The 12,965-nt window shown below is 71.0% G+C and carries 11 protein-coding genes; 5 read left to right on the top strand and 6 right to left on the bottom strand.

Annotated features, from left to right (window positions below; translation table 11 throughout):
* Positions 1-127: 127 nt before the first annotated feature.
* Entirely contained in the window at positions 128-1,432 is a 1,305-nt protein-coding gene (locus tag GGQ63_RS11865; protein WP_183856038.1) for an ATP-binding protein, read from the bottom strand.
* 135 nt (positions 1,433-1,567) lie between these two features.
* On the opposite strand from GGQ63_RS11865, the gene ppk2 reads away from it, so the two are divergent.
* From ppk2 to cueR, 3 genes are all read left to right on the top strand, one after another.
* Positions 1,568-2,491, top strand: coding sequence for a polyphosphate kinase 2 (gene ppk2 / locus GGQ63_RS11860; RefSeq protein WP_183856036.1), 924 nt, complete (start codon positions 1,568-1,570; stop codon positions 2,489-2,491).
* 58 nt (positions 2,492-2,549) lie between these two features.
* Complete coding sequence (locus tag GGQ63_RS11855; RefSeq protein WP_183856034.1) at positions 2,550-3,863, top strand: hypothetical protein; 1,314 nt, start codon at positions 2,550-2,552, stop codon at positions 3,861-3,863.
* A gap of 414 nt (positions 3,864-4,277) precedes the next feature.
* On the top strand, positions 4,278-4,697 hold the full coding sequence (gene cueR / locus GGQ63_RS11850) for a Cu(I)-responsive transcriptional regulator (RefSeq protein WP_183856032.1): 420 nt from the start codon (positions 4,278-4,280) through the stop codon (positions 4,695-4,697).
* Between the two features lie 5 nt (positions 4,698-4,702).
* Here the strand turns inward: cueR and ald are convergent, their stop codons facing one another.
* Complete coding sequence (ald, locus tag GGQ63_RS11845; protein WP_183856029.1) at positions 4,703-5,818, bottom strand: alanine dehydrogenase; 1,116 nt, start codon at positions 5,816-5,818, stop codon at positions 4,703-4,705.
* A 131-nt stretch (positions 5,819-5,949) separates the two neighbouring features.
* Between ald and GGQ63_RS11840 the strand changes: the two genes are divergently transcribed.
* Both GGQ63_RS11840 and GGQ63_RS11835 read left to right on the top strand, forming a co-directional pair.
* Entirely contained in the window at positions 5,950-6,411 is a 462-nt protein-coding gene (locus GGQ63_RS11840; RefSeq protein WP_183856028.1) for an Lrp/AsnC family transcriptional regulator, read from the top strand.
* Entirely contained in the window at positions 6,408-7,592 is a 1,185-nt protein-coding gene (locus GGQ63_RS11835; protein WP_183856026.1) for an NAD(P)/FAD-dependent oxidoreductase, read from the top strand. Before GGQ63_RS11840 ends, GGQ63_RS11835 begins: the two co-directional genes overlap by 4 nt.
* An 806-nt stretch (positions 7,593-8,398) precedes the next feature.
* On the opposite strand, the gene GGQ63_RS11830 is transcribed toward GGQ63_RS11835, so the two are convergent.
* From GGQ63_RS11830 to GGQ63_RS11815, 4 genes are all read right to left on the bottom strand, one after another.
* Complete coding sequence (locus GGQ63_RS11830; RefSeq protein WP_183856024.1) at positions 8,399-9,397, bottom strand: ABC transporter substrate-binding protein; 999 nt, start codon at positions 9,395-9,397, stop codon at positions 8,399-8,401.
* 35 nt (positions 9,398-9,432) lie between these two features.
* A complete protein-coding gene (locus GGQ63_RS11825; RefSeq protein WP_246429739.1) occupies positions 9,433-10,563 on the bottom strand; it encodes an ABC transporter permease in 1,131 nt (376 codons plus the stop codon).
* A 682-nt stretch (positions 10,564-11,245) separates the two neighbouring features.
* Positions 11,246-12,157 (bottom strand): ABC transporter permease, encoded by a 912-nt coding sequence (locus GGQ63_RS11820; protein WP_183856022.1) that lies wholly within the window; start codon positions 12,155-12,157, stop codon positions 11,246-11,248.
* A 3-nt stretch (positions 12,158-12,160) separates the two neighbouring features.
* On the bottom strand, positions 12,161-12,964 hold the full coding sequence (locus tag GGQ63_RS11815; protein WP_210308491.1) for an ABC transporter ATP-binding protein: 804 nt from the start codon (positions 12,962-12,964) through the stop codon (positions 12,161-12,163).
* Position 12,965: the final 1 nt, after the last annotated feature.

Below are 12,965 nucleotides of genomic sequence, written 5' to 3'. Positions count from 1 at the left end.
TGATCTCTCCCTTTGGAGGATGGTGCCGGCCAGGTGTCCTGCACGTCACCTGAGGTTACGGGCGGACCCTAGGCGCCTTGCGCAATGGTTCTATGACGCCGCGGATACAGTTTTATGACAAAATAAACTATTGATTTATAAGGCTATTATCACTCCGCGCGGGAGAATCCCGCGAGGCGGCGGCCGGAAGATGAACGGTGAAGCGGGCGCCCTCGCCGAGCCGGCTCTCGATCGTCAGCCGGCCGCGATGGCGGGCGAGGATGTGCTTGACGATGGCGAGGCCGAGCCCGGTGCCGCGGATCGCCCGGCTCGCCTGGACGTCGATGCGATAGAAGCGCTCGGTGAGGCGCGGCAGGTGTTCCTCGGCGATGCCGGGCCCGAAATCGCGCACGGCGACGGTCACGTCCTTCCGCTCGCCGGCGCCCGGCCGCAGCGTCACCTCGACCCGGCCGCCGCCCTGGCCGTATTTGCAGGCGTTCTCGACGAGGTTCTCGAACACCTGGACCAGCTCGTCGCGGTCGCCGGCGACGGTCACCGGCGTGCCGAGCCCTTCCGTCTCGATCGCGACACCGTTGTCGCGGGCGAGCGGCTCGAGCGAATCGACGACATGGCGCAGCACGGCGGCGAGATCGACCGGCGCCTGCGGCCGCATGTGCGCCTTCATCTCGATGCGCGAGAGCGACAGGAGATCGTCGATCAGCCGGCTCATCCGGCTCGCCTGCTCGTGCATGATGGCGAGGAAGCGCCGCCGGGCCTCGGCGTCGTCGCGCGCCGGGCCCTGCAGCGTCTCGATGAAGCCGGACAGCGAGGCGAGCGGGGTGCGCAGTTCGTGGCTCGCATTGGCGACGAAATCGGCGCGCACCCGCTCCAGCCGGCGCTGCTCGGTGAGGTCCTGGAAGACGAGGACGACGAAGGCCGGCAGGCCGTTGCTGCGCGGGTCGAGACCGGCGAACCAGGCGTCGTACCACCGCTCGGTGGGCACGCGCTCGGAAAAGGTGACGCGCTCCGCCGCCCCTCCGGCCGCGACCCGTTCGAAGGCGGCGACGAGGTCGGGCGCCCGCAGCCGGAAGCTCAAGGGGTCGCCCGGCCGGATCGGAAAGGCGCCCTGCGCGAGCGTGTTGCCGTAGCGCACGACACCGCGCCGATCGAGCACGAAACAGGGATAGGGCAGCGCGTCGGTGACGCTCTTCACCCCCAGTTCCGGCCAGGTCGGCGCCGCGGCGGGCTTCGGCAGGCGCGCCTCGCGGGCCGTCCCGGCCGCCGGCGCGAGGCAGAGAAGCGCCATGATGGCGGCGAGGAGCAGGGCGGCTGGCGGTTCGATCGTGCCGGCGAGCGCGAAGGCCGCAACGATCAGCACGATGGCGGCGAGCCGGAAACGGACCGCCCGCAGCCGCCCCAGCATGCCGGTCTCCTCGGCATCGCCTTCGCTCATCCCGTCCGACCCTTTCTTCGACCGGTTCGCCGTCCTGCCTTGTTGACGTCCGAATCGGCGTCATGATCGCATGACCTGTCACTGGGGCCGATCATCATGACGCCCGCACGACAGGTCCCTGGAGCCCCCCCGGCCATGGCACGAAACGACAAGAAGAAAAAGAAGAAGCCGGGCGAGACCCTGCCGGCCGAAATCGCCCCCGCCGAGGACGCGCCGGCGATCGACACGAAACACGGCGCCTTCGATCTCGACGATCCGGTGCTGCCCGCCTTCGTCGCCGAGCGGGCATTCGCCTCGGGCGGCTATCCCTACACCGACAAGCTCGGCCTCGAGCCCTATCTCGCCGCGCTGCGCCAGTTGCAGATCGAGCTCGTCAAGCTGCAGCAGACGATCATCGCCGAGGGCCGGCGGCTCGTCCTGCTGTTCGAGGGGCGGGACGCGGCCGGCAAGGGCGGCGCGATCTTCGCGATGCGCCAGAATCTCAATCCGCGCAGCGCCCGCACCGTCGCCCTGCCGAAGCCGACCCCGACCGAGGCCGGCCAGTGGTATTTCCAGCGCTACATCGCCCACCTGCCGACCGCCGGCGAAATGGTTCTGTTCGATCGCTCCTGGTACAACCGGGCCGGCGTCGAGAAGGTGATGGGCTTCTGCGACGACGACGCTTATCGCTGCTTTCTCCGCGAGGCGCCGAAGCTCGAGGAAATGCTGATCGACGACGGCATCGTGCTGTTCAAGTTCTGGCTCGAGATCGGCCGCGAGATGCAGATGAAGCAATTCCACGAGCGGCGTCACGACCCGCTCAAGATCTGGAAGCTTTCGCCGATCGATTATGCAGCGCTGGAGCATTATGACGATTACACGGAGGCGCGCGACCGGATGCTCGACGCCACCGACACGCGCGACTCCCCGTGGACGATCGTGCGTTCGAACGATAAGAAGCGCGCGCGGCTGGAAATCATCCGCCATGTGCTCGCGGGCGTCGCCTATGCGGGACGCGAGAAGAAAGTGATCGGCACCGCGGACCCCCGCATCATCGGCGGGCGGTCCCTGCTCGGGTGAGGCCGGGAGCAAAGGAAGCTAACGTGACCTTAACCAGCGGGCGCCACTGCGGTAGCTCATGACGCAGTTCTATGCCGTCCTTCGCCGTTCCATGGCGCACCTCCCGGCCGACGATCCGGCCTCGCGCGCGCGCGCCTTCGCGAGCGCGCGCGAGGCGATGGTGCGTCTCCTGTGGTCCTACGATCCGCCGCTGACGCGCGACGAAATCGACGCCCGGCTGGGCGATTTCGATTCGGCCGTCGACCGGATCGAGATCGAGATCGCGTCCGGCGGGCTCGAACCGGCGTTCGCCGAGCAGGAGGCCGAGACGGCCGCACCCGCTCCGGCCGGCGCGCGGCCGGGAGACGACGGCGGCTTACCCGCCGCCTGGCACGACGACCCCGCCCCCTTCGAAGCCGGGACGGCCTGGCGCGCGGACGAAGGGCGCGACCGCTTTGCGACGGAGACCGAAGTCGCCTGGGGCCGGATGGAGCCGGAAGAGGCGGATGATGAGGAGGAGAAGGACGGGGACGGCGAGGCCGGGCCGCGCGGCGCGGCGCATCCGGAGCGGGACGGAGGCGTGGGGTGGGGGAGCGGTTTCCTCGCCCGGTTCGGCGGCGATGTCGCGGCGCGGTCGCCCTCCACCCTCCTCGCCGGCGTCGGCGCGACGCTGGTGATCCTCGGCCTCGTCTGGTGCGTCTGGTTCGTCTCGTCTCTCATCGAGCAGGCGGGCGCCCCCCAGCTCGCCGACCCGAACGCCCTGCCCGCCCTGCCGGAGGAGAAGGTCGTGGCGCCGGCGAAGCCGACGGTGCAGGAACTCGTCGACGACGGCGCGACGCAGGTCTCCGTCGCGGCGGTCGATGCCCCGGCCGGCGACGCGCCGGAGGGCACGATCGTGCTGTTCGACGGCCGCGATCCGACCGTCTTCCAGTCGGCCCCCGCCAATCCGGTGCGTTTCGACGGCGGGCCTGACCAGGGCTTCGTCCGCATCTCGACCTCGACCAGTTCGACCGGCACGCGGCTCAATGTCGGGCGCGGTGCCTTCGAGCGTCTGGCCGGCCAGACCATCCGGCTGATCGTCGTCGCCCGAGGCTCGCCGGACCGGCCGTCCGGCTCGTTCCGCTTCACCTATCAGAATGGCCGCACGGTCGGCCCGTGGATCATCGGCCGGCCCGACGCCGAGTGGCAGACCTTCTCGGCGACCTGGGCGGTTCCGCCCGACCGCGGCGCGGGGCCGGAGAACGACCTGCTCCTCATCGAGCCCGGCGTGCCGGGGGACGGCACGGCGATCGACGTGCGCGGTGTGCGGATCGAGATCATCGGCAAGACGCCCGAAGACGATCCGGTGAGCCCGCCGGCCGAGACGAGCGGGCCGACGGAGACACCGCTTTAGGAGCCCCGGCCTCGGCAAGGCGCCGGCCCGGCCGCGCCGCATGCGGCGCCGCCGATTGACGGGACCCGCGGCGGACCCATATCGGAGAGGAGCGGGCGCAGGCGCGCGGCGTCCTCCCCGATCCGGCGGGCCGCGGCCCGTCGCCGCCCGGGAGACGCCCTCCATGACGATTCTCGAAACGTGCAAGCCCCGGCGGAACATCGCGCGACCGGTCATGACGACACCGGACCCGACGCGACCCGGCCCGCCGGGGCCGGACACGGCCCGAAAGGACGTCGCGCGACCGCAGGGGACGAGACCGGCCATCGGCCGAAAGGCGCTGGCGCCCGATGGTCCGGCAACGAAGGACGCGGCGGGCGCGTTCATGGCGCGAACGCCTGCGAGCCCAGGACAGCTGTGTGCCGGGAGGAGCCCATGAACATCGGACGCGCGGCGGAACGGTCCGGCCTGCCGGCGAAGACGATCCGCTATTATGAGGAGATCGGCCTGATCGCGCCGAGCCGGGCGGCGAACGGCTATCGCGACTACGGCACGGCGGATGTCGAGCGGCTGGTCTTCCTGCAGCGCGCCCGCCGGTTCGGTTTCTCGATCGCCGATTGCCGGCATCTGCTCGCCCTGCAGGACGACCCGCACCGCGCGAGCGCCGGCGTCAAGGCGATCGCCAAGAGCCGGCTCGCCGGGCTCGACGCGGCGATCGCCGAACTGGTCGCCTTGAAGGACACGCTCGCGACGATGGCCGCCGCCTGCCCGGGCGATGCGGGCCCCGACTGCCCCATCCTCGCCGACCTCGCCGCGAAGCCCCGCCGCCCCGACCGCCGCGCCCGGGCGGGGTGAGGCGATCAGGCGGCGAGGTCGCCCGCGGGGTCGGCGAAGGGCTCGCCGAGCGCATCCGCCACCGCCCTGTGGGTGATCCGGCCGCGGTGGACGTTGAGGCCGTTCCGGAGATGCGGGTCGGCGGCGAGCGCGGCGAGGCCGTGGTCGGCGAGGGCGAGGCCGAAGGGCAGCGTCGCGTGGTTGAGCGCATGGCTCGAGGTGAGCGGCACCGCGCCCGGCATGTTGGCGACGCAGTAGTGTACGACGCCGTCGACCTCATAGGTCGGCGCGGCGTGCGTCGTCGGACGCGAGGTCTCGAAGCAGCCGCCCTGGTCGATCGCCACGTCGACGAGCACCGCGCCGCGCTTCATCGTGCCGAGCATCGCCCGGCTGACGAGCCTGGGCGCCGCAGCGCCCGGGATCAGCACCGCGCCGATCACCGCGTCGGCGGAGGCGACCTCCTCCTCGACCGCGTGCAGCGTCGAGAAGCGGGTCCGCACCCGGCCGGCGAAATGCGCGTCGAGCGCCCGGAGCCGGGCGAGCGAGCGGTCGAGCACCGCCACCTCGGCGCCGATGCCGGCCGCCACCTGCGCCGCCTGCAGCCCGACGACCCCGCCGCCGATCACCACCACCTTCGCCGGCGGCACGCCCGGCACGCCGCCCATCAGGATGCCGCGGCCGCCATGCGGCCGCTCGAGCGCCGTCGCCGCCGCCTGGATCGACAGCCGTCCGGCCACCTCGCTCATCGGCGCGAGCAGCGGCAGGCCGCCCGCCCCGTCGGTCACCGTCTCATAGGCGACCGCCGTGACGCCCGACGCCATCAGGCCGCGCGCCTGCTGCGGATCGGGCGCCAGATGCAGATAGGTGAAGAGGATCTGCCCCTCGCGAAGCTGGCTCCACTCCTCCGGCTGCGGCTCCTTCACCTTGACGATCATCGCGGCGCGGGCGAACACCTCCGCCGCGTCGGCCGCGATCTCCGCGCCCGCCGCGCGGTAATCGGCGTCGGTCGCGCCGATGCCGGCGCCGGCATCGCGCTCGACGAGCACGGCATGGCCGTGCGCGCCATATTCGCGGACCGCGCCGGGCGTCAGCCCGACGCGGAATTCATTGTTCTTGATCTCCTTCGGCACGCCGACGAGCATGATCGATCCCCCGGGTTTCTTATAGGCCGAAAGATTAAGCCCGCCGCAGCGGCGTTTCCTTGCGATTTCGCGCGCTGGAATGCTAGGCTGCGCATGAATTCGCCGCCCTCCAGCCACTCCTTCGACGATCCATGCACATCGATCCGTTCGACGCGAAGATCGTGTCGGCGCTCGCCCGCGACGGGCGGGTGGCGACGGTCGATCTCGCCCCGCGCGTCGGCCTTTCGGCCTCCGCCTGCTCGCGCCGGCTCGCCCGGCTCGAGGCGGAGGGGGTGATCAAGGGCTACAAGGCGGTGGTCGACGGCGCCGCGGTCGGCCTCGGCATCACCGCCTTCGTCGAGATCTCGCTCGACCGCCAGAACGACGAGGCGTTGCGCGCCTTCGAGGCGGCGGCGCGCAAATGCCCGAACATCCTCTCCTGCTTCCTGATGTCGGGCGCCTCGGACTATCTGCTGCGGATCGCCGCGCGCGACCTTTCCGATTTCGAGCGCCTGCACGCGACGGTGCTCGGCCGCCTCCCCCATGTCGCCCGCATCGAATCGAAATTCGCGCTCCGCGAAGCGATCGACCGCCCTCTGGTGCCCATCCCATGACCGATCCGAGTTCGCGCTACGATGTCGTCATCGTCGGCGGCGCCGTGCACGGCGCGTCCGCCGCCTATCATCTCGCCGCCCATCCGGGCTTTTCCGGCCGGGTGCTGCTCGTCGAGAAGGATCCGACCTTCCGCTTCGCCGCGACGGCGCTGTCGGCCGGCTCGATCCGCCAGCAGTTCTCGAGCGCCGTCAACATCGCCATCTCGCTCGAGGGCATCGCCTTCCTCCGCGCGATCGGCACGATCCTCGAGGTGGAGGGCGACCGGCCGTCGATCGGCCTCGTCGAGGGCGGCTATCTCTTCCTCGCCACCCCGGCGGGCGCGGCCCAGCTCGCCGAGAACCATCGGCTGCAGACCGCGCTCGGCGCCGACATCCTGCATTTCGACGCGCCGGACCTGCCGGCGCAGTTTCCCTGGCTGTCGACCGAGGGGCTCGCCGCCGGCGCCTGGGGCCGTTCGGGCGAAGGCTGGTTCGACGGCTACGGCCTGATGCAGGCGCTCCGCCGCAAGGCGCGCGCGCTCGGCGTCGAGACCGTCTCGGCCGAGGTGGTGGCGGTCGAGCGGGAGGGCGGCCGCGCGACCGGCGTCCGCCTCGCCGACGGGGCCCGCATCGCCGCCGGCAGGGTGATCCTCGCCGCCGGCTCGGGCACCGCCCCGCTGATGGCGGGTCTCGGCCTTCCTCTGCCGGTGGTGCCGAAGAAGCGCATGGTCTTCACCTTCGCCTGCCGCGAGCGGCTCGCCGGCTTCCCGCTCCTCATCGATCCGACCGGCGTCTATTGCCGGCCGGAGGGCGAGGGTTTTATCGCCGGCGTCGCGCCGGACGATCTCGACGGCCCGCCAGCCGAGGATTTCGAGGTCGACCACACGCTGTTCGAGGAGACGATCTGGCCGGTGCTCGCCGCCCGCATCCCGGCTTTCGAGGCGATCCGCCCCGGGCGCGCCTGGGCCGGGCATTACGACATGAACCTCTTCGACCACAATGCGGTCGTCGGCCCGCTGCCGCTCGCCGGCCTCCTCGTCGCCAACGGCTTCTCCGGCCACGGCCTGCAGCAGGCCCCGGCGGTCGGCCGCGGCCTCGCCGAACTGGTCGTCGCCGGCCGCTACGAGACGCTCGACCTCGCCGAGCTCGGCTATGACCGCATCGCCGCGGGCCGAAAGCTGCTCGAAAAGAACGTCGTGTAGACCCCTCGCCCGGCCCTCTCCCGCCGCGCTCGCCCGGCCCTCTCCGACGTCAGCGCGCCCCCCGCCGGCCGGCAGGGCGAGGGAGCGACAGCCTCCCTCCCCCCTTGTGGGGGGGGGTCTGGGTGGGGGGTGAATGCGCCGCCGCCGGCCGCCCTCGCCCCCCCGAACACCCGTCACCCCGGCCTCCGTGCCGGGGTCCATAATCGGGACGCCGGGCGGCGCGAGCGACACCACCAGCCCGCCCACGCGTCATCCCGGGCGAGGCATAGCCGAGACCCGGGACCCATCAAGCCGAGCTCGGGCCGGGTCCGATCGGGGCGACCGTCGCGCGGCGTGATGGGTCCCGCCTTTCGCCGGGATGACGGATGGGGACGCCCCTTCTCACGGCCCGTACGTCACGATTATGGATGCCGGCACGAAGGCCGGCATGACGGGTGGAGGGGGCTGTTCGGAAAACGGTCGGCACGCGACGCGGGAGCGGCCGGAAGGGCGAGGGAGCGACAGCCTCCCTCCCCCCTTGTGGGGGAGGGTCGGGGTGGGGGGTGAATGCGTCGCCGCCGGAGGCCCTCGCCCCGCAGCACACCCGTCACCCCGGCCTCCGTGCCGGGGTCCATAATCGTGCCGCCGGGCGACGTGACGCACCGCCGCCATGTCGCGCACCCGTCATCCTCGCGCAGGCGAGGATCCGTCACACCGGGTCCCTCCCCCCGAAACGCAGAACGGGCGCCCTGCGGCGCCCGTTCACGATCCCCTCTGGATCGAGGGCGGCGGCCGCGGGTGTTCCCGTTCGGCGGCCGCCCGGTCTCTCACTCGATGCCGGCCTTGTCGGTCACGGCGTGGGTCCAGGCGCCTTGCGGCTCCTTGGTGATCACCGGGTCCTCGCCGCCGGCCGACAGCAGCGTCGCGACGGTGCGCTTGTAATCCGCCTCGTCGAGCTTGCCGGTCGAGCCCTCGGTCAGCTTGTTGATCTCGCCCATCATGCGCAGCTGGTGCTTCTCCGTCTGCGCACCGGTCTCGTCATTGTCGAGCACGATCTTCGCGGCTTCCTCGGTGTGTTCGCGGGCATAGGCCCAGCCCTTCATCGAGGCTTTCACGAAGCGTGCCAGCTTGTCGACGAAGGCCGGGTCGGCGAGCTTGTCCTCGAGCACATAGAGCCCGTCCTCGAGGGTCGCGACGCCCTGGTCCTCATATTTGAAGACGACCAGCTCGCTCTCCGGAATGCCGCCGTCGATCACCTGCCAGTATTCGTTGTAGGTCATCGTCGAGATGCAGTCGGCCTGCTTCTGCAGCAGCGGGTCGACGTTGAAGCCCTGCTTGACGACGGTGACGCCGTCGGCGCCGCCGGTGGTGGGGAGCCCGAGCTTCGCCATCCAGGCGAGGAAGGGATATTCGTTGCCGAAGAACCAGACGCCGAGCGTCTTGCCCTTGAAGTCGGCCGGCGAGGCGATGCCGGTCTCCTTGCGGCAGGTCAGCATCAGGCCGGATGTCTTGAACGGCTGCGCGATGTTGACGAGCGGCACGCCCTTCTCGCGGCTGGCGAGCGCGGCGGGCATCCAGGTGGTGATCACGTCGGCGCCGCCGCCGGCGATGACCTGCTCGGGGGCGATGTCGGGGCCGCCCGGCTTGATCGTGACGTCGAGGCCTTCCTCCTCGTAGAAGCCCTTGTCCTTGGCGACGTAATAGCCGGCGAACTGCGCCTGCGTCACCCATTTCAGCTGCAGCGTCAGCGCGTCCGCGGCCTGCGCCGACACGCCGGTCATCAGGCCCGCGGCCAGCGCGAGCGCACCCAACAGAACCTTCTTCATCAACCCCTCCGGTTTCGGTAAGGACAGCCGCCTTCTCACCTGCGAAACGACGGGTGCCAGAACGTCGCCACGCGCTCGACGAGCGCGACGGCGCCGTAGAATGCGGAGCCGGCGAGTGCCGCCACCGCGATTTCCGCCCACACCATGTCGATGTTCATGCGCCCGACTTCGGTGGAGATGCGGAAGCCCATGCCGACGATCGGCGTGCCGAAAAATTCGGCGACGATGGCGCCGATCAGGGCGAGCGTCGAATTGATCTTGAGTGCGTTGAAGATGAAGGGCATCGCCACCGGCAGCCGCAGCTTGAGGAGCGACGTCCAGTAGCCGGCCGCATAGGTGCGCATCAGGTCGCGGCTCATCGGATCGGCCGCGGCGAGGCCGGCGACGGTGTTCACGAGCATCGGGAAGAAGGTCATCACCACGACGACCGCGGCCTTGGACTGCCAGTCGAAGCCGAACCACATCACGAGGATCGGCGCGATGCCGACGATCGGCAGCGCCGAGACGAGATTGCCGACCGGCAGCAGGCCGCGGGCGAGGAAGGGCACGCGGTCGACGAGGATGGCGACGAGGAAGCCCGCACCGCAGCCGATCGCATAGCCGGCGACCACCGCCTTCAGGAAGGTCTGGCGGAAATCCGCGGCGAGCGTCGGGATCGAGACGGCGATCCGCGCCCCGATCGCCGAGGGCGGCGGCAGGAGCACGGCGGGCACGGCGAAGGCGACGATCAGGATCTCCCAGGCGACGAGGAGGGTGAGGCCGAACAGCGCGGGGACGAGGAGCCGCATCAGGAAGGCGGCGGCCGGCGCGCGGGTCGGCATCGCCGAGAGTTCCGAGACGAGCGCCCAGGCGGCGAGCCAGGTCGCGGCGGCGAAGGCGAGATAGCCGGGCCCCGGATGGCCGGCGATCGCGGGCAGACGGTCGAGCGCGAAAAGGGCACCGACCACCGTTCCGAAGGCGAGCACCAGCAGCCCCGCGCTCGGCCCTTCATGGGCCTTCGCCGCGGCGACCGCCGCCGCCCCGAGCGCGACGAGCGCGGTCCAGGCGAACGGCCCCTGCCGCGGCAACAGGCTCGCCGGATCGGCCGCATCGAGCGGCAGCACGACGGCGAGGATCATGAGCGGCAGGATCAGCCAGGGCTGCAGCAACCCGCGCACCGCGGTCATCGCCGCCCTCCCCTCGCCCCGCACACCCGCCGGGCATCCCCTCTCCCGCTCGCGGGAGAGGGTAGGGTGAGGGCTCTTCCCCGCCCGATGCGAGAGCCACCCCGACTACCCCGGACACCCGTCGCCCCGGCCTCCGTGCCGGGGTCCATAATCGTGCCGCCGGGCCGTCCGCGCGACGGCGCCCCGTCATGCGACACCGAAACTTCCCCTCCCCCATCCGCCTCGATTATGGATGCCGGCACGGAGGCCGGCATGACGGATGGAAGGGACAGTCCCTCACCTTTCGACATCCGCCCGGCAATCCCACCGCCCACCCAACACACCCGCCGGGCATCCCCTCTCCCGCTCGCGGGAGAGGGTAGGGTGAGGGCTCTTCCCCGCCCCATGCGAGAGCCACCCCGACTACCCCGGACACCCGTCACCCCGGCCTCCGTGCCGGGGTCCATCATCGTGCCTCCGGGCCGTCCGCGCGACGGCGCCCCGTCATGCGACACCGAAACGTCCCCTCCCCCATCCGCCTCGATCATGGATGCCGGCACGGAGGCCGGCATGACGGATGGAAGGGACAGTCCCTCACCTTTCGACATCCGCCCGGCAATCCCATCCCCCACCCAACACACCCGCCGGGCATCCCCTCTCCCGCTCGCGGGAGAGGGCAGGGTGAGGGCCTTCCTTCGCGCCCTCATCGCGCCATGCCCATGCGGCGCACGACCAGCCGGTCGATCGCGCCGACGATCGTGACGAGCGCGGCGGCGAGCAGCGAGGCGGCGACGAGCGCCGCCCAGATCTGCACCGTCTGGCCGTAATAGGAGCCGGAGAGGAGCCGCGCGCCGAGGCCGGAAACCGCGCCGGTCGGCAGTTCCGCGACGATCGCGCCGACGAGGCTCGCCGCGACGCCGACCTTCATCGAGGTGAAGAGGAAGGGGACGGAACCCGGCAGGCGCAGCTTCCAGAAGGTCTGCCAGGCGCTGGCGCTGAAGGTGCGCATCAGGTCGAGATGCAGGATCTCGGGCGAGCGCAGCCCCTTCACCATGCCGACCGTGACGGGGAAGAAGGAGAGATAGGTCGAGATGACCGCCTTCGGCAGCAGGCCGGTGATGTTGACCGCATTGAGCACGACGACGACCATCGGGGCGATGGCGAGGATCGGGATCGTCTGCGAGGCGACGATCCACGGCATCAGGCTCTTCTCGAGGCTCTTCACATGGACGACCGCCACGGCGAGCAGGATGCCGAGCGCGGTGCCGATCGCAAAGCCGACGAGCGTCGAGGAGAGCGTGATCCAGCCGTGAAAGACGAGGCTGCGCTTCGAGGTGATGCGCTGCTCGACCGTCGTCTTCCAGAGCTCCGCGGCGACCTGATGCGGCGCCGGCAGGACCGGCCGCTCCATCGACCAGGTCGCGGCGACGAGGCTTTCGAAATCCGGCTCCACCTTCTGCCGCGCGAAGGCGTCCATCACCTGCGGCCGGTTGAGGACATAAGCGCCGGCATACCAGACGGCGACGAGCGCCAGCACGACGGCGAGGACGGGAACGAAGGCACCCTCGCGGCCCCGCGGGCGTCGAACCGGAGGCGCGGCGAGAGAGGCGCTCATTGCTCAGTCCTCATAGGAATGCCCGGCGCGCAGGCCCTGGCGGACGCGGTGCGCGATCGCCAAGAATTCCGGCGTCTCGCGCACGTCGAGCGTGCGCTCGCGCGGCAGGGCCGAACAGTCGACGATGTCGGTCACCCGGCCCGGCCGCGGCGACATCACGACGATGCGGGTCGACAGGAACACCGCCTCCGGAATCGAGTGCGTGACGAAGACGACGGTCTTCTGCGTCTTCGCCCAGAGCTTCAGGAGCTGCTCGTTGAGATGATCGCGGACGATCTCGTCGAGCGCGCCGAACGGCTCGTCCATCAGGAGGAGGTCCGGCTCGACGGCGAGCGCCCGGGCGATCGAGGCGCGCTGCTGCATGCCGCCGGAGAGCTGCCAGGGATATTTGCGCTCGAAGCCGGCGAGGTTGACGAGGGCGAGGTTGTCGGCGACCCGCCGCTCGCGCTCCGCCTTCGGAACGCCCATGATCTCGAGCGGCAGCGCGACGTTGCGGGCGATGGTGCGCCACGGATAGAGCGCCGCCGCCTGGAACACATAGCCGTAGGAACGGGCCTCGCGCGCCGCCCGGGGCGACACGCCATTGACCGCGATCGCGCCGCCGGTCGGCTGTTCGAGATCGGCGATGACGCGCAGGAGCGTGGTCTTGCCGCAGCCCGACGGCCCGATCAGCGACACGAACTCGCCCCGCCCGATCGACAGATCGATGTCGGAGAGCGCGTGGACGGGACCGTCATTGGTCTCGTAGGTGAGCGAGAGGCGGTCGATCTCGATCACCGCCTCGCGACCGCCGGCCGCCGCCGCCATC

Source organism: Prosthecomicrobium pneumaticum, from assembly GCF_014199915.1.
GTDB classification, from domain to species: Bacteria; Pseudomonadota; Alphaproteobacteria; order Rhizobiales; family Kaistiaceae; genus Prosthecomicrobium; species Prosthecomicrobium pneumaticum.
This window is presented reverse-complemented; position numbering and strand designations above follow the sequence as displayed.